General features: G+C 59.7%; 9 protein-coding genes. 3 read left to right on the forward strand and 6 right to left on the reverse strand.

The genetic code is table 11. The annotated features are described in order from the left end of the window. Positions 1–67 precede the first annotated feature (67 nt). From BLW11_RS15010 to BLW11_RS15030, 5 genes are all read right to left on the reverse strand, one after another. On the reverse strand, positions 68–1,123 hold the full coding sequence (locus BLW11_RS15010) for a tetratricopeptide repeat protein (protein WP_048358017.1): 1,056 nt from the start codon (positions 1,121–1,123) through the stop codon (positions 68–70). Positions 1,124–1,320: 197 nt separating this feature from the next. Then, a complete protein-coding gene (locus tag BLW11_RS15015) occupies positions 1,321–2,730 on the reverse strand; it encodes an efflux transporter outer membrane subunit (RefSeq protein ID WP_048358016.1) in 1,410 nt (469 codons plus the stop codon). Beyond that, entirely contained in the window at positions 2,727–5,906 is a 3,180-nt protein-coding gene (locus BLW11_RS15020; RefSeq protein ID WP_048358015.1) for an efflux RND transporter permease subunit, read from the reverse strand. Before BLW11_RS15020 ends, BLW11_RS15015 begins: the two co-directional genes overlap by 4 nt. Positions 5,907–5,921: 15 nt before the next feature. Further along, complete coding sequence (gene mexE / locus BLW11_RS15025) at positions 5,922–7,166, reverse strand: multidrug efflux RND transporter periplasmic adaptor subunit MexE (protein WP_048358014.1); 1,245 nt, start codon at positions 7,164–7,166, stop codon at positions 5,922–5,924. 250 nt (positions 7,167–7,416) lie between these two features. Continuing rightward, entirely contained in the window at positions 7,417–9,609 is a 2,193-nt protein-coding gene (locus BLW11_RS15030; protein WP_048358013.1) for a TonB-dependent siderophore receptor, read from the reverse strand. 255 nt (positions 9,610–9,864) lie between these two features. Here BLW11_RS15030 and BLW11_RS24080 point away from each other — a divergent pair, with 255 nt between their 5' ends. The 3 genes from BLW11_RS24080 to BLW11_RS15045 all read left to right on the forward strand — a co-directional run bounded on the left by BLW11_RS24080 (position 9,865) and on the right by BLW11_RS15045 (position 15,096). Continuing rightward, on the forward strand, positions 9,865–11,280 hold the full coding sequence (locus tag BLW11_RS24080) for a hypothetical protein (protein ID WP_241486096.1): 1,416 nt from the start codon (positions 9,865–9,867) through the stop codon (positions 11,278–11,280). A gap of 606 nt (positions 11,281–11,886) precedes the next feature. Beyond that, entirely contained in the window at positions 11,887–14,028 is a 2,142-nt protein-coding gene (mtlD, locus tag BLW11_RS15040; protein WP_048358012.1) for a bifunctional mannitol-1-phosphate dehydrogenase/phosphatase, read from the forward strand. Between the two features lie 60 nt (positions 14,029–14,088). Further along, positions 14,089–15,096, forward strand: coding sequence for an Ldh family oxidoreductase (locus tag BLW11_RS15045; protein WP_048358011.1), 1,008 nt, complete (start codon positions 14,089–14,091; stop codon positions 15,094–15,096). A 962-nt stretch (positions 15,097–16,058) separates the two neighbouring features. On the opposite strand, the gene abaF is transcribed toward BLW11_RS15045, so the two are convergent. After that, positions 16,059–17,453, reverse strand: a complete 1,395-nt coding sequence (gene abaF, locus BLW11_RS15050) for a fosfomycin efflux MFS transporter AbaF (RefSeq protein ID WP_048362029.1) — start codon at positions 17,451–17,453, stop codon at positions 16,059–16,061. Between the last annotated feature and the right edge of the window lie 85 nt (positions 17,454–17,538).

The raw sequence follows: 17,538 nt of genomic DNA on the forward strand, positions 1-17,538 counted from the left end.
CGAGCCTGCTCGCGAAGGCCGTTCGCGAGCAGGCTCGCTCCCACGGGCTTGAATCCGCATGTGGCAGCTACAGCCCCTGCTGCAACGCCGGATCGTCTGGGTTCTGTTGCTCCAGTTGCGCCAGCAACACCTGCACATTCTGCAACTGCCCGGCCTCTTTCCAGTAATTGATCAACAAGACCCGTGCCTTGCGGTTGGCGGGCTGGCGTTGCAGCAGTTCTTCGAGCTGACGTTGTGCGGCTTCCAGCTGGTCGAGGTCATGCAGGGCCGTGGCCAGTTTGTAACGGTAATCGCTGTTGTCGGGTTCCAGCTCGACGGCCTTGGCCAGCCCCAGCAGGGCGTATTCCGTCTGGCCGTGATTGAGCAGCCAGATCCCCAATGCATGTTGCAGATAGGCCGAATCCGGGTGGGCTTCCAGTTGCCTGGCCAGCAGTTCCCGTGCCTGTTCGGCCTTGCCGCGCTTGTCCAGCAGCTCAATGCGGGCGACTACAGCCTTGAGGTTGTCCGGGTCCAGGCGGGTGACTTTTTCAAGGGCGGTCTGTGCGTCATCCAGCTGGCCTTCGTGAAGGTACAGACGGGCGAGCTGGCCCTGGGCCTGAGGGTCGTCGGGACGGGTCAAGAGATCGCGTTCGTACTCGTCGATCACTTGCTGCAACGGCCCGAAGTACAGCCCCTGTTCATCCGGTGACAACCCTAGCAGGGCATTGGCTGCTGCAAAACGCACGCGTTGCTCGGGGTCATCCAGCAAGGGGCCGAGCAGCAAGGTGCGCTGGGCATTGGGCACCAGGCCGCTAATGCTGCGGATGGCAGCTTCGCGTACCAGCGGTGAGTCGTTGTGCAAGTCGTTGTCGGCCAGTTTCAGCGCCTGGGGGCTGGGGTAGTTGGGCAGTTCGGCATGCAGGTCGGCGCGCCGGTTCTCTGACAGGTCATTGCGGGCCAGTTGCTGGTAAAGCACCCGGGCGGCGCCGGGCTTGCCGTTGTGGGCCATGTCGAGTGCGATGGAGTAACGCTGGCTCACCGTGGGCGTTGGAACGGTCGGAGCAGGGCGCATCGAATACCAAAGGCCGGCGGCAATGATTGCAGACAGAAGGCTTACAGCAAGGTATCGGCGAGGCTGAGACATGCAATATCCAGAAACAGGCGTGCGGATGAGGTGCAAGATTGGGACAGTGGGGGGCTGGAGTCAAATGGCGATGTGGCCCGGGACCTTTAGCCGGAGGGTGAGGGACCCTTGATTTACAGGCAAAAAAAAGCCCCGCGACCGAATGAACGCGGGGCTAAAAAATGGTTGGTTGCGGCCAACCAAAGGAGCTCGTTAAATCAGTTGGCGCTGGCCACCGTCTCGACTTGCCAGCCGCCACCCAGTGCCTTGTAGATCGCTACGACGCCGCGATACAGCTCAACCTCGGCCTGGGCCTGGCTGTCTTCGGCTGCCAGGCGCTCGCGCTGGGCATCGAGCAACACCAGAAAATCCACCGTGCCTTCGCGGTACCGAATCGCCGCCAGATCCGCCGCCGTGCGGCTGGATTCGCTTTGGCGAATCAACGACACCAGACGCTGCTGTCGCTTGGCGTAGTCACTGAAAGCGTTTTCCGACTCCTCCAGGGCCAGCAGTACTTGCTGCTCGTAACTGGCCAGTGCGCCATCGGCTTCGGCGCCGGCACCGCGCAGGCGGGCCCGCACGCTGCCCAGGTCAAACGCCGGCCAGGTAATGCGAGGGCCCAGTGCCCAGGCATTGGCCGCAGCCGAGCCTATTTGCGAACCGCGCCCGGCGGTAAAGCCCAGGAAGCCGCTGAGGCTGACCCGCGGGAACAAATCGGCCTTGGCCACCCCGATACGGGCCGTGGCCGCTGCCAGCTTGCGCTCGGCGCTCATGATGTCGGGTCGGCGTTGCAGCAAGTCACCGGGGTTGCCGATGTTCAGCGCCTTGGCAATGGCCGGCAGCTGCGCGGGGCTCAGGTCCACGCTCAACTGTTCCGGCCGCTGACCGAGCAACGTGGCGATGCGGTTGCGTTCACGCACCTGTTCAGCTTGAAGCTGCGGCACGCTGGCCTCAACGGCGGCCAAACGGGCGTCAGCCCGCACGACGTCCAGTTGGTCGCCTACGCCTGCATCACGCAGGCTTTCGGTGATGGCCTTGGAGTCTTGCTGGTTTTTCAGGTTGGCCAGGGCAATGCGCTCGCGCAATTGCGCACCGCGCAGTTCACCGTAGGCGTCCACCAGTTCGGCAATCATGGTGACTTGCAGCTGGTACAGATCAGCGGCGGCGGTTTGCTCGTCGGCATCGCTGGCTTCCAGTTCGCGCTGGATGCGGCCAAACAGGTCGATCTCCCAGGCCATGTCCAGGCCCAGGTCGTAGCGCTCACTGTTGACCCGCTTTTCGGTTGTGCCGGGGATCTGGCCTTTGCCCAGATCACTGCTGGCCCGGCTGGTGATGGTCGGCATGGCGTCATTGCTGACGTCATCACGAATCGACCGTGCCGCACGCAGGCGGGCAAACGCCACGCGCAGCTCGCGGTTGCCGGCCAGGGACTCAGTCACCAGCTGGTTGAGGGTCGGGTCGTCAAACTGCTGCCACCAGATCCCTTCAAAATGCGCCCGGTCAAAACCCTTGAGGTTGTCGGCGCTGATCTGCGCCGGCTCGGTCTTGGGCGTTTGGTAGTCCGGGCCAACGGCGCAGGCACTCAAGGCCAGCACCAGCAGACTTGGCAGGAAGACTTTCAGGCTCATTGTTGCGACTCCAACTTGAGGTGCTTGGCCGCTTTGCGCGCTTCACTGCGCTCCACATAGCGGCGGATCAATACGTAGAACACCGGCGTCAGCAACAGGCCGAAGAAGGTCACACCCAGCATCCCGGAGAACACGGCAACACCCATGGCGTGGCGCATTTCAGCACCGGCACCGCTGGACAGCACCAGAGGCACAACACCCATGATGAACGCGAACGAGGTCATCAGAATCGGCCGCAGACGCAGGCGGCAGGCTTCGAGTACCGCATCCAGCGGGCTCATGCCTTCTTCCTGTTTGTCCTTGGCAAACTCGACAATCAGAATCGCGTTTTTGCACGCCAACCCCACCAGTACGATCAATCCGATCTGGGTGAAGATGTTGTTGTCACCGCCCGAGAGAATCACCCCGGTAATCGCCGACAGCAGCGTCATCGGTACGATCAGGATCACCGCCAGCGGCAGGCTCCAGCTCTCGTATTGAGCCGCCAGTACCAGGAACGCCAGCAGTACGCAGAGCGGGAACACGAACAGTGCGGTGTTGCCCGAAAGGATTTGCTGGTACGTCAGCTCGGTCCATTCGTAAGTCATGCCGTTGGGCAGTTCTTCTTTGAGCAGTTTTTCCATCGCGGCTTCTGCCTGCCCCGAGCTGTAGCCCGGTGCTGCACCGCCGTTGATTTCTGCGGTCACAAAGCCGTTGTAGTGCATCACGCGATCGGGCCCTGCGGTGTCGCTGATCTTGATAAAGGTCGCCAACGGGATCATTTCACCCTTGTTGTTGCGCACTTTCAGCTGGCCAATCTGCTCGGGCTCCAGGCGGAACTGCTGTTCGGCTTGAACGTTGACCTGATAAGTACGACCGAAGCGGTTGAAATCGTTGGCATACAGCGAGCCCAGGTAGATCTGCAGGGTGTCGAAGATGTCGTTGATGGCAACGCCGTGGGTCTTGGCTTTTTCCCGGTCGATAGCGGCATCGACTTGTGGCACGTTGACCTGATAGCTGGTGAACAACCCGGCCAGTTCCGGCACGTTATGGCTCTTGGTAATCACGTTCTGCACTTCTTTGTACAGTTCGTCATAACCCAGACCACCGCGGTCCTCGACTTGCAGGCGGAACCCGCCGATGGTGCCAAGGCCTTGTACCGGCGGTGGCGGGAAGATCGCGATGTAGGCTTCCTGAATATCCGCAAACTCGGCATTCAACGTGGCAGCAATGGCCGCAGCCGACTGGCTCGGGTCTTTGCGCTGGTCAAAGTCCTTAAGTGCAACAAACACGATGCCGCTGTTCGGACTGTTGGTGAAACCGTTGATCGACAGGCCGGGGAAGGCGATCGAGTTGGCAACGCCTGGCTGCTTAAGGGCCAGCTCGGACATGCGCTTGATCACTTCTTCGCTGCGATCCAGGCTCGCGGCGTCCGGCAGTTGGGCGAAGGCCACCAGGTATTGCTTGTCTTGCGGTGGCACAAAACCGGTCGGGGTGTGGGCAAAGCCGGCCCAGGTCAGCACCATCAAGCCTGCGTACACCAGCATCGCGATGCCGCTGCCGCGAATGATGCGACGTACCGTGCCAACGTAACCGTTACTGGCTTTAACAAAGAACCGGTTGAACGGTGCAAACAGCCAGCCGCCGAACAGGCGATCCAGTATGCGGGTGAAGCGGTCTTTCGGCGCGTTATGGCCTTTGAGCAAGACGGCTGCCAGTGCCGGGGACAGGGTCAGCGAGTTGAAGGCCGAGATCACGGTCGAAATCGCAATGGTCAGGGCGAACTGCTTATAGAACTGTCCGGTAAGGCCCGAGATGAAGGCTGCCGGGATAAACACCGCGCAGAGCACCAGTGCTGTGGCGATGATCGGGCCGGTCACTTCGCGCATCGCACGCTTGGTGGCGTCCACGGGGTTGAGCCCCAGCTCGATATTTCGCTCGACGTTCTCCACCACCACAATGGCATCGTCCACCACGATGCCGATGGCCAGCACCAGTCCGAACAGCGACAAAGCGTTGAGCGAGAAGCCGAACATGTGCATCACTGCGAACGTACCGATCAGCGATACGGGCACAGCGACCAGCGGGATGATCGAAGCGCGCCATGTCTGCAGGAACAGGATCACCACCAACACCACGAGAATCAGTGCTTCGAACAGGGTGTGGACCACCGCTTCGATAGAGCCACGCACGAAGATCGTCGGGTCATACACGATGTCGAAGTCCATGCCCTCCGGGAAGCCCTTCTTCAATTCGGCCATTTTGGCCCGAACGTCGTTGGAAATCTGGATCGCATTGGAGCCCGGCCGCTGAAAGATCGGGATCGCCACCGCAGGCTGGTTGTTCAGCAACGAACGCAGGGCGTACTGGCTGGAGCCCAGTTCAACTCTGGCGATGTCTTTCAAGCGCGTGATCTGGCCATCATCGCCCGCGCGGACAATGATATTTTCAAACTCTTCTTCAGTGACCAGACGGCCTTGGGTATTCACCGAGAGCTGGAAACTAGCGGCGTTCGGCGCGGGCGGGGCACCCAGGGCACCTGCGGCAACCTGGCGGTTCTGCTCGCGGATCGCCGTCACCACATCGGTGGCGGTCAGGTTGCGCGATGCGGTTTTGTTCGGGTCCAGCCACACGCGCAGCGAGTAGTCGCCCATACCGAACATTTGCACGTCACCGATACCGTTCAACCGCGCCAGTTCATCCTTGATGTTGAGGATGGCGTAGTTGGAGAGGTACAGCATGTCGTAGCGCTTGTCCGGTGAGGTCAAGTGCACAACCATGGTCAGATCGGGGGATGCCTTGTCCACCGTAATACCGATGCGCGTCACTTCTTCGGGCAGCTTGGGCTGCGTACGCGTCACACGGTTTTGCACCTGCACCTGAGCGTTGTCCAGGTCGGTGCCCAGCGCGAAGGTGATGGTCAGGGTGATTTTGCCGTCAGCGGTGGACTGCGAAGACATGTACAACATGTTTTCAACACCGGTAATCGCTTGTTCCAACGGCGCGGCGACGGTTTCGCCGATCACTTTGGGGTTGGCCCCCGGGAAACTGGCGCGCACCACGACGGTAGGCGGAACGACTTCCGGGTATTCACTGATCGGTAACTGGAACAGCGAAATGCCGCCCGCAATCAGGATCAATAATGAAAGTACAGCGGCGAAAATCGGCCGCTGGATGAAGAACTGGGAAAAATTCATCGGAGTTATCGTCCCTTAACCGCGAGGAGTCGCGACGCTGGCCAGTTTCGGCGCGCTTTGGGCGGGCTTCACTTGTGGCAGGTTGCTGGCTTCCAGGGCTTGTCGTTGTTGTGCCAGTGCGGCGAGGGTCTGTTCGTTGGCCATGGGGATCACCTCAGGCGTCACCGTCGAACCAGGGCGTACTTTCTGCAAGCCCTTGACGATGATGGTGTCGTCCTTGCTCAGCCCGCTGCGAACAATGCGCAGGCCTTCGATCTTCGGTCCCAGGTCGACGGCGCGGTACGCCGACGTGTTGTCGGCGCCCATCACCAGCACGAACTTCTTGCCAAGGTCGGTGCCGACCGCTTCGTCATTGATCAGTACGGCCGAATAGGTCCCGCTGCCCACCAGTTTCAGGCGTGCATACAGGCCCGGTGTGAAGCGGCCATCGGTGTTGTCGAACACGGCGCGACCACGGATGGTGCCGGTCTTCGGGTTGACCTGGTTATCGACGAAGTTCATCTGGCCCAGATGCGGGTTGCCTTCTTCGTTGGACAGGCCCAGGTAGACCGGCGTGCTCTGGCCGCGCTGGCCGTCACGGGCAAGCTGGTTGTACTTGAGGAACACACGCTCGTCAGCATCGAAGTAGGCGTACACCTTGTCGGTGGACACCACACTGGTCAGCGGGGTGACATCGGCGGTCACGATGTTGCCCGCCGTGATTTCGGCACGGCTTACGCGGCCGGTGATCGGCGAAGTGACCCGGGTAAAGCTCAGGTTCAGCTTGGCCAGATCCAGTTGTGCCTGGATGGCGGCGACCCCGGCGCGGGACTCCTGGGCTGCGGTGGTGCGCGAGTCGGCCAGCTCGGCCGAAATCGCGTTGCTCTGGCGCAGGCGTTCGCCGCGCTGGGCTTCGTTCTCGGTACGGCTGGCATTGGCGCGGGCTTGCTGCACCTGGGCTTCAAGCTGGCGCACAGTGGCCTGGAACGAGCGCGGGTCGATCTGGAACAGCAGGTCGCCCTTTTTCACCAGGGCGCCCTCAGTAAAGGCGACCTGATCAATCTGGCCCGACACGCGTGGACGGATTTCAACGGTTTGCGGTGCTTCGAGCCGGCCGGTGAATTCGTCCCATTCATTGACCGGCTGTTCAAGCACCCTGGCCACACTGACTGTTGCAGCGGGAGCAGGAGCAGTCGCTTGTGGAGTTTTGCCGCATGCACTCATCACCACAATGGCCAAAGCCGCGAGTGGGAAGCGCAAATGTTTCAGTGACTGTTCCATGAGAGGGGAGTCCGCCAATCTATTGAGATGGGCGGATAATGCTGGCGCGAGTGCTGGCGCACGAATCGAACCCAGCGAAGATCAATATCATTCAGAATGATACAAAGCGTAACGGAGCCCTCTAGCCTGCGCTTTTTGATAGGGTGCTATCAATTAAATTCTGCATGAATATGTCGTTTTCGTGGGAGCGAGCCTGCTCGCGAAGACGCCTGGCAAGACCTTCGCGAGCAGGCTCGCTCCCACGGTTGCCTCAAAAATTGATCGAAGCACTCAGCCGCGCTGTCAGCGGGGCACCCTGGAACACATAGTTGTCGCCCATGTATTCCCCCACATCACGCCAGTAGCGCTTGTCGAACAGGTTGTCGACGCTCAGCCGGAACACGGTGTCGTAACCTTCGATACGGGTGCTGTAGCGGCTGCCGATATTGAAGATGGCGTAGGCATCCGCCTGAACGTTACCTTGCTGGCTGGCGTATTTTTTGCCGCTGTATTGCACACCGCCAAGCAGGGCCAGACCATCGACCCAGGGCAGGGCGTAGTCGCCGTAGAGGCTGGCGCGCAGGGTCGGAACGTTGATGGTCTGGTGACCTTCATATTCGGCTGTGCCGCTGCCGGTCACCCGGGAACGGATCGCCGCCACGCTGGCTGCAATCTGCAGGCGCTCAGTGGCCCGGCCGTTGGCGGCGAGTTCCAGACCGGTGTTTTTCTGCTCACCCTGTTGCACGAAGGTGAACTCACCCGGCGTCGCATCGGGACATGCGTACTGGTAGTCCTGACGGATCTGGAACAACGTGGCACTCAGACTGATACGCCGCCAGTCGTACTTGATCCCGGCTTCGATCTGCCGTGACACGGTAGGGGCGAGGATTTCGGAGCTATTGGTGGCATACCACGGCGCTGTGCCGCCCAGGGACAAGCCCTTGCTGTAGCGGGTGTACAGCGTCATGTTTTGCACCGGCTTGTAGAGCAGCGCGACCTGGGGCAGAAACTCATAGCGTTGCGTATGGCGGGTGGTGTCGCCCTGAGCGTCGAAGGTGCGCTCATCCAGACGCACTTCGCGCCCGCCCAGCACGGTCTGCCATTGATCGTTGAAGCTGATCCTGTCATTGAAAAACACCCCGTACTGGCGGCTGTCCAGACGGCGATAGCTGTCCTGGACCGGGCCGTCGTAACGGGTGAAATCTTCAGGTTCGCTATCGATATTGCCGCTGCCGATCATTTCGTTGACCAGCTCGCGTTGGTCCACCACCCGCCTGAATGCACTGGTACCGACGGTGAGTTCATGGCCGATGCCGCCCGTATCAAACTGACCACTCAGCGCGGCCTGTACTTCGTCATTGCGCCGGGTATCGTCCGGGCTCTGGAAGTCGTATATGTCGTAATTGCCTTCGGGGCTGAAGTAGTTGGGCACCGCCGTACTGGCGCAACTGTCCGAGCCGTAGCAACCCCACGCAAACGAACTGTAATCGTCGATCACCACCTTGCTGCGCGAGGCGCTCAGGTTGCCTTTCCAGTTGTCTGTGAAGCGGTACTCGAAGTTGCCGTTGATGTTCAGCGAATCAATGGTCACCGGTTTGGAGCCGCTCTGGTGGGCCAGCAGCTTTTTCGGCGAGGCGTGGTGCGGGAGCTCCGCCCCCCCGAGCAATTGATAGCCCGGCACCGAACGCTGCTCCTTGTTTTGATACTCCACATCCAGTTGCAGCAGCGCATCCGGGCTGATGTTCCAGTCAAACGCCACCGACGCGAAATCACGCTGGCCATTGGCATGTTCAACATAGGAATGGAGGTCTTCATGGGCGAAGTTGGCGCGCAGCCCGAACTGCTGCTCGCTGCCGAACCAGCCACCCACATCGGTGGCCAGGTAGCCGCTGCCGCGGTCATCGGTCGAGACGGTGACCGAACGCACATCGGCTGCGCGCTTGGTCACGTAATTGACCACGCCGCCGGGCTCGGAAACCCCGCTTTGCAAGCCCGAAAGTCCCTTGAGCAACTCGACCTGTTGCTTGTTTTCCAGCCCGACATTCTGCTCGCCGGTGATGGTGCGGCCATTGATCTTGTAGCTGCTGGCCGAATTCAGCGAGAAACCGCGCACCACGAAATTTTCGTAATAGCCGACAGGGGCATAACTTTCTCCCACTGAGGCGTCATTTTTCAGCACATCGCTGAGCAGACGGGCTTGTTGATCCTCAATCAACGCATCGGTAAATACCGAAATCGCCGCCGGGGTATCGAGCAGCGGTGCCGCCTCGAAACCACCGACCCAGGCGTTGTCGGCCTGGTAAGCGCCGTTATCCCCGGCGGTGACTGCCGTCGCAGGCAGTTCGGTTTTTGCCGCGTACGCCACAGGCATGCTGCTGGCCAGCAGCATGCCAACACCGAGCAAACTGCGCGTGAACCGCGGTGCGGACTCTGCCTGGGTGAAAGTCCGGTAAAGCATCTTCATGCGCAGCTCCTGAAGGATGGGACAGGCTCGAATCCAAGGCCTGTTTATCAAGCGCGCCATCATACCTAACCACCCGGGCAAAGCACCCTCTGACCCTCCTGCGGGGAGCGATAGAGGCCATCATTCATACCCTTTGGTTTTAGCCAGGGCACCACGTAAATTTCATTTTGATAGTTGTTGACATGATTTGATACGCGTGAAATCTCCGAATAATTGACAATTAAAACCGGGTTTATCATTGTTCATGCCCACTGCATGCACCGACTATTCTGCCGTACCCGCGCGCAAGCATCCCCACTTACTCAGTGGGTTTATTGTCCACATCCGACCCTCAGCGCCCCGCACACGTTAGAGCTGATTGAGGGCTGCAAGAGCATCAATATGAGTGTTCAAACCATGAAGGTTTATGAGGGGGAGCGCTCAAGAGGGCGCGTACTTGCAAGGTGTTTGCTGGGTGGTTGTCTGGCCATCCTGGTCGGGTTTTCAACGCCACAGGCTCAGGCGGCAACAGTGGAAATTTCCGCACGTTTTTCACCCGATCCGAACAATCCACAGGTCAACACGTTTAAAAACACCACGCCCAACTCCGGTTTGTGCAACTCGTTCCCGTCTTTTTGCAATTCCCGAGGGCTGTACAGTATTCGTCTTGGAATCGAGCCGGAGACTCAACGCCCGATTCTGGCCAAGCACGCAAATATTCGAGACGGTGCGATGATCAAGGTCCCAGCCGAGGTCAGATCCATTCAAGTGACCAGTACGTCGGGGCAGACAGCTGAGGTGAAATTTTCCATAACTGCCTTCAGCGCGAGCAATCGTACCCGCAGTGTTTACGATATTATCGATAAGCAAGATGTGGGTCCCAATGGAGCCAACACTATCCTTTGGGACGGGTTGCCCTGGTCGTACAATGCCCCTGCGCCATGTGTGCTGGGGGCATTGATGAGTACTACCAGTTATATCGACGCCGATTACTTCTGGTCCACACCGGTGGCAGCGCCTTGTGGAAAATCTCCTGCGTATGTGATCGATAAGCTTCTGGTGCGCAATGCCAGTGTGTCTTACCTGATGACCAGCCCTGATCCGCTGAAAATGGAGAGCGGCATTTACCGAGGCTCGATCAATTACACAGTGGGGCCGGGCAAGGACTTCGACTTTGGCGATAATCTGGCCTCTACCGACCCCCTCGTCACCATGAATTTCACCTTGAGTGTTGAACACACCCTCAAGTTTCAGTTCCCGCCGGGGTACGGTTCCGTGGCCCTCAACCCTGAAGGCGGTTGGCAGCAATGGTTGAACAACGGGCGCCGTCCACAAAAGCTGGCTGCCGATCAGGGCTTCAAAATGTGGGCCTCCACGAGGTTCAGCATAGAGCTGCAATGCGAGTACATGCTGAGCGATCAGTGCGCGATCAAGAACCCCGCAGGGCATGAAGTGCCTGTGGAGACGCGAGTGACGCTGCCCAACGGTCTGCGCGATGCCTCAAACCAACCGGTCAACCGACTGCTGTTGAGTACAAACCCTCAGTTTTTTTCACCCAACCAATACCTGGACAACCGCCCCGCAGCCTTGCACTTTGAAGTGGCTCGCGATCAGGTAAAAAGCATGATTGATGACCACTCCGGCAGCATGTACCGCGGCAATATCACGGTTATCTGGAACAGCGAAGTCTGATGCCGTTTGTAGAGACTCGGTAACCGTTCAGTCCTCCCCGTGGGAGCGAGCCTGCTCGCGAATAATCTTCGCGAGCAGGCTCGCTCCCACGGTTGAAGTGTTTCTGTAAGCGCCGCTCATCGCAGCGTGCGGCAGCGGCCACACCCTCTCGAACAACAGGTCAATAGTGGCGCAAACCTTGATTTATAGGCTTTGGATGGGGTATAGCTAAGAAGTCGACTCACAAAAATGTAGGGATTTTCAACGTCATATGGATGGAATCACACGTATCAATCGCCCGTTCGGCTCACACGTCGCATCCCTGATTGCGAGTTGTGGGCCTCACGTCAAACGCTGCATCAATGCAGTCACAGGGTTTGTTTTTCGCCTTCTTGCAAACACCGCTTTACCTCTCCTGAGACCCTGCTTCTCGGGCAGCTGCGCCAACTGGCGCCATTGTTACTTCCCCCCGCCTGATTATTGCTGACCACTCGCCATTCCGGTGCGCTCACGCCCCGCTTTTAACGGCGCGTCCTGCTGCCCGGCATTTGTATTTGAAACCACTTTTTGATCCGAAGCGTTTCAGCGAGCTAACCAAGAAGCCTCGCATTACAAGGAGCTGTGCTCATGATTTATTTTCAGGGTAAAAGAATTTTCAGTGCCATCTTCGACATGGACGGCACCATGTTTGACACCGAGCGCCTGCGCTTCAAAACCCTCAAGCAGGCCGCCCTCGAGATTTACGGCACGCCGCTCAGTGAAGAAACACTGATGGGCTCATTGGGCTTGAGCGCCAAAAAAGCCGAAGCCCTGGCCAAGGCAAATCACGGTGAGGACTTTCCGTATGCGCAGGTCAGGCAGCGCGCCGACGAACTTGAACTGGCCCATGTACGCAATCATGGTGTGCCGATCAAGGACGGCCTGCTGGAAGTGCTGGAGCGCTTGCGCAAGTACGGCCTGACCATGGCCGTGGCCACGTCGAGCCGGCGCGCCATCGCCGAGGAGTACTTGATCAATGCCAACGTGCTCAAGTATTTCGACATCACCGTGTGCGGCGATGAAGTGACCCAGGGCAAGCCCCATCCGGAGATTTTCCTCAAGGCCGCCAGCGCGCTCAATTGCTTGCCCGGGCATTGCCTGATGCTGGAGGACTCTGAAAACGGCCTGCTGTCAGCGATCCGCGCCGAAGGGCAGCCGATCCTGATCGAAGACATCAAACCACCGGCGCCCGAGGTCAAGGCCGGGGCGTTGAAGGCTTATCAGAACATGCACCAGTTTTTGGGTGACTTGAATGATTGCATGCCCGACCTGGGCACCCCGGAACTCACCGAAACCTTCCCCCAGACCCTCAACCAGTTCAGTGCCGGTATTCACGGTTTTGGCGCGATGGGCGGCGGCTACCTGACGCAGATTTTTTCTCACTGGGACGGCTACACGCGGCCGTGCGAGATCATTGCGGCGACCCGTTCGCGGATGTTGCGCGACACCATCCAGGCGTTCGGCCGGTTCAGCGTGCGCTATGGCGCCACGTCTTTCGATCAGACCATCGAAAACCTGCGCATGATCGACATGGACGACGCCGAGGCGGTGATCAACATGTACGACGTGGCGGAAATCGTCGGGCTCACCCTGCCCGAGCCTGCGATCCGCAAACAGGCGGATGTGATTGCCAGGGGCCTGGTCCGTCGGTATGAACGTCGCGGCCGGGAACTGACGATTCTGATCGTGTTGAACAAAGTTGGTGGCGCGGACTTTGTTCGTCGTCACGTGCAAGCGCAACTGGAGCTGCTGGTCAGCCCCCAGATGTGCCAGAAGATCCTGGCCAATACGCATTTTGCCGAGACCGTGGTCAGCCGCATCGTCTCTAAAATCTCCACCGAGTCGCTGGTGCGCCAGTTGCGCATCAAGTCGAAAATGTTCCAGAACAGCCTGAGTGATGGGGCCGATGCACCGAAAGTCTGCGCCAAGACGCCAGTGCCCGAGTACGAGCGGCTGATCAGCCGTTTTCGGCCCTTCGCCCAGTCCAGCAATGCGCTGAGTCAGTTGCACCTGATCCTGTTCAACAGCGAGTCGGACATGCCGTTGTATGCCGAGCGGTGCAGCAATCTGCTGGAGCGAATGCGCCAGGTAAAAACCGTGGACGACATCACCCAGACCCAGGTGATGAAAAACCTGCTGTGGAATGGCCCCCACGCCATCATTGCCTGGTATGCCAGCCTGTTGGGGCATTCCTGGTTGGGGCAGGGCATGGGAGATCCGCGGGTCAACGCCCTGGCACGACACTTGATTGACCGGGAAGTCGGCCCGGCGCTGGTGGCTGAGTACCCGCACATGGCTCAGGCCGTTGCGGACTTTTCGAAAACCTTTCTGGAGCGTTGCAGCACGTCGTTCAAGGACCCCTGCGCCCGTGTGGGTCGGGACCCGCTGCGTAAGCTGCAACGTAACGAGCGTATTTTCCGCAGTATCGACCTGGCCCAAAAGCACGGCATCGACAGCAGCGCGCTGGCGTTTGGCAGTGCCCTGGCCCTGCATTACGCGCTGCGTTGCCCCGACAGCAAGGATCAGGAGTGCCTGTTGATGCGAACCCTGTACCAGGACAGCGGCAGCGTCGAGGCGGTGTTGACCTACAGCGGGAGCTACAACGGGCGTCCGTATCCGGGGTTGCACCCGATACAGGATGCGGCGTTGGTGGAGGCCATTACCGGGCACTTCCATCGTTTGGCGGCGCTTGAGCCGGGTTGTGCCGAATTCGTCATGGCCCCGGCCTGAATCGATCAAGCCGCGAGCCCTGTAATGGGCCAGTCTGGAAGGTCTGTTAAGGAGCTGACCATGATCCGACTGTCCCTGGCCCAAGCGTATGAGCTGGCCGAATCCATCTTGTTGCATAACGGTTTCAACCCGGCCCATGCCCGCGCGGTGAGCGATACGGTGCTGGCCGGGGAGCGCGACGGTTGCGCTTCCCACGGACTGTACCGGGTGTTGGGGTGTGTCAATTCGCTGCGTGCAGGCAAGGTTTCGCCTGATGCCGTGCCGCAGGTCATCGATCAGGCGCCTTCGATCGTGCGTGTGGATGCGGGGGGCGGTTTTTCTCAGTTGGCGTTTCAGGCGGGCTTGCCATTGCTGAAGGAAAAAACCCGGGCTAACGGTATTGCGGCGCTGGCGATAAATCGGTGTGTGCATTTTTCTGCATTGTGGGTGGAGATTGAGCAACTGACGTCGGCCGGTCTGGTGGCGTTGGCCTGTAACCCGAGCCATGCCTGGGTAGCGCCAGCGGGGGGCAATCAACCTGTATTTGGCACCAACCCGATTGCGTTTGGCTGGCCACGGGAGGGCCGCAATCCCTTTGTCTTTGATTTTGCTACCAGCGCGATTGCCCGCGGTGATATCGAGTTGCATCGCCGGGCCGGCAAGGCGATTCCTGAGGGCTGGGGGGTGGATGCACACGGGCAGCCGAGTACAGATCCCAATGTGGTGCTTGATGCGGGGGCGATGTTGACGTTCGGCGGTCACAAGGGCTCGGCACTGGCGGCGATGGTGGAGCTGATTGCCGGGCCTTTGATCGGTGATTTGACCAGTGCTGAATCGTTGGCGTATGACGCGGGGAGCAAGTCTTCGCCGTACCATGGCGAGTTGATTATTGCGTTTGATCCGCAGCGTTTTCTGGGGGCTGCAACCGATCAGCATTTGGCTCGGGCTGAGGGGTTGTTTGCCGGTATTGAGGGGCAGGGTGCGCGGTTGCCGTCGCAACGCCGGTATGAGGCGCGGGCGCGTAGCCAGGTGGAAGGCGTCCAGATTCCCCAGGCTTTGTACAACGATCTTCAAGCCTTGCTGAACTGAAGACAATGTGTAGCGCAGCAGTCGTAAAATCAGCGTCCACGGTAAATCAGGCAAACCGCGTATTCCGTATTTACGACCGCTTCGCGCTCGAACGCAGCCTCGCACGACTCGTCAGCGGCTACGAAGAGCAACAGGCGGTGAACCCTGTAGCCGCTGACGAGGAACGAAGGCTGCGTCCGGCTGCGCAGCAGTCGTAAAATCAGCATCCACGGTTAATCAGGCAAACCGCGTGTTCCGTATTTACGACCGCTTCGCGCTCGAACGCAGCCTCGCACGACTCGTCAGCGGCTACGAAGAGCAACAGGCGGCGAACCCTGTAGCCGCTGACGAGGAACGAAGGCTGCGACCGGCTGCGCAGCAGTCGTAAAATCAGCGTCCACGGTTAATCAGGCAAACCGCGTATTCCGTATTTACGACCGCTTCGCGCTCGAACGCAGCCTCGCACGACTCGTCAGCGGCTACGAAGATCAACAGGCGGCGAACCCTGTAGCCGCTGACGAGGAACGAAGGCTGCGACCGGCTGCGCAGCAGTCGTAAAATCAGCGTCCACGGTTAATCAGGCAAACCGCGTATTCCGTATTTACGACCGCTTCGCGCTCGAACGCAGCCTCGCACGACTCGTCAGCGGCTACGAAGAGCAACAGGCGGCGAACCCCGTAGCCGCTGACGAGGAACGAAGGCTGCGTCCGGCTGCGCAGCAGTCGTAAAATCAGCGTCCACGGTAAATCAGGCAAACCGCGTATTCCGTATTTACGACCGCTTCGCGCTCGAACGCAGCCTCGCACGACTCGTCAGCGGCTACGAAGAGCAACAGGCGGCGAACCCTGTAGCCGCTGACGAGGAACGAAGGCTGCGTTCGGCTGCGCAGCAGTCGTAAAATCAGCATCCGCGGTTAATCAGGCAAACCGCGTGTTCCGTCTTAACGACCGCTTTGTACTCGTCAGCGGCTACAGAGCGTGGGTTCACGCCAATGAATCACCACGACGCGGCGCTGCTGCGGTGCTGTCGTCCAGCGCCGAGATGCGCGCTGCTGATTCGGCATCCACATCACGCAGCGACTTGCCGCGGGTTTCACGGGTCAGGCTGACGGCTATGACCGAGATCACCGAGGCACCCACCAGGTACCAGGCGATCGGCGTGGAGCTGTGATACTTGTTGAGCAGGGTGATGGCGATCAGCGGGGCCAGTGAGCCGGCAAAGATCGGCGCCACCTGATAGCACAGCGACAAGGCGGTATAGCGCACATGGGTCGGGAACATCTCGGCCATCAACGCCGAGTAAGGCGCGTAGGTCATCGATTCAATGGCCAGGCCCAGGGTGATGGCCGCCATGATCAGCCAGTTGTTGCCGGTGTCCATCATCGGGAAACCGACAAAACCCCAGAACGCAGTGAGCACGGCTCCCACCAGGTACACCGGTTTGCGCCCCACCAGATCAGACAGGTAACCCATCAGCGGGATCAGGAAGAAGTGCAGCAGATGCGCGCCGAACATCAGGAGCAAGATTTGCGAAGTGTCCTTGTGTACCACCAGTTTCAGGTAGGTGATCGAGAAGGTCACCACGGTGTAGTACAGGATGTTTTCCGCAAAGCGTGCACCAATGCCCACCAGCACGGAGCGCCAATGGTGACGCAGCACTTCAACCACGCCCAGTTGCTGTTGCTTGTTTTGTGCCTGACGGGCCTGGGCTTCCTTGAAGATCGGTGCGTCGTCGACGCTGGTGCGGATCCAGTAACCGATCAGCACCACAATCGCGGAGAACCAGAACGCGATACGCCAGCCCCAGGCAAGAAAGTCAGCTTCTGAAAGGGTGGTCGATAACAGCAGCAAGGCGACGGTGGCGACCAGGTTGCCGGCGGGCACCCCGGCTTGCGGCCAGCTGGCCCAGAAGCCCCGGCGATTGTCCGGGCAGTGTTCGGAAACCAGCAAAATGGCGCCGCCCCATTCCCCGCCAAAAGCGAAGCCCTGAATCAGGCGCAGCAATACCAGCAGCACCGGCGCGGCGTAGCCAATCGTCTCGAAGCCGGGCAGGCAACCCATCAGGAAGGTGGTGATGCCCACCACCACCAGGCTCAGTTGCAGCAGGCGCTTGCGCCCGAATTTGTCCCCGTAGTGACCAAATACCAGTCCGCCCAAGGGGCGCGCCAGAAAGCCGACCGCGTAGAGGGCAAAGGCCGCGATGATGCCGTCAATCGGGCTGTCGGTCTGGCGGAAGAACAACTGGCCAAAGACCAGTGCCGAGGCCGTGCCATAAAGGAAAAACTCATACCATTCGGCGACGGTGCCGGCCATGGCGGCGGCCACGACGCGTTTTAGTCCCGCCGGGGTGGTTGTAGCGTGAGAAGGTTGTGTCGACATGCTGTGTGTCCTGTAGGGGCATGAAAGCTGGGGCCGGGGCGATCGGTCATGGTGTGTTGCCTTCGGCTGTATAAATAGTATTTCG

The organism is Pseudomonas deceptionensis (assembly GCF_900106095.1).
In the GTDB taxonomy this organism is placed as follows: domain Bacteria; phylum Pseudomonadota; class Gammaproteobacteria; order Pseudomonadales; family Pseudomonadaceae; genus Aquipseudomonas; species Aquipseudomonas deceptionensis.

Excerpts from the sequence above, each read along its gene's own strand:
- BLW11_RS24080 (WP_241486096.1), top strand. The coding sequence starts at position 9,865 with ATGCACCGACTATTCTGCCGTACCCGCGCGCAAGCATCCCCACTTACT.
- BLW11_RS15045 (WP_048358011.1), top strand. The coding sequence starts at position 14,089 with ATGATCCGACTGTCCCTGGCCCAAGCGTATGAGCTGGCCGAATCCATC.
- BLW11_RS15030 (WP_048358013.1), bottom strand. The coding sequence starts at position 9,609 with ATGAAGATGCTTTACCGGACTTTCACCCAGGCAGAGTCCGCACCGCGG.
- mexE (WP_048358014.1), bottom strand. The coding sequence starts at position 7,166 with ATGGAACAGTCACTGAAACATTTGCGCTTCCCACTCGCGGCTTTGGCC.
- abaF (WP_048362029.1), bottom strand. The coding sequence starts at position 17,453 with ATGTCGACACAACCTTCTCACGCTACAACCACCCCGGCGGGACTAAAA.
- mtlD (WP_048358012.1), top strand. The coding sequence starts at position 11,887 with ATGATTTATTTTCAGGGTAAAAGAATTTTCAGTGCCATCTTCGACATG.
- BLW11_RS15020 (WP_048358015.1), bottom strand. The coding sequence starts at position 5,906 with ATGAATTTTTCCCAGTTCTTCATCCAGCGGCCGATTTTCGCCGCTGTA.
- BLW11_RS15015 (WP_048358016.1), bottom strand. The coding sequence starts at position 2,730 with ATGAGCCTGAAAGTCTTCCTGCCAAGTCTGCTGGTGCTGGCCTTGAGT.
- BLW11_RS15010 (WP_048358017.1), bottom strand. The coding sequence starts at position 1,123 with ATGTCTCAGCCTCGCCGATACCTTGCTGTAAGCCTTCTGTCTGCAATC.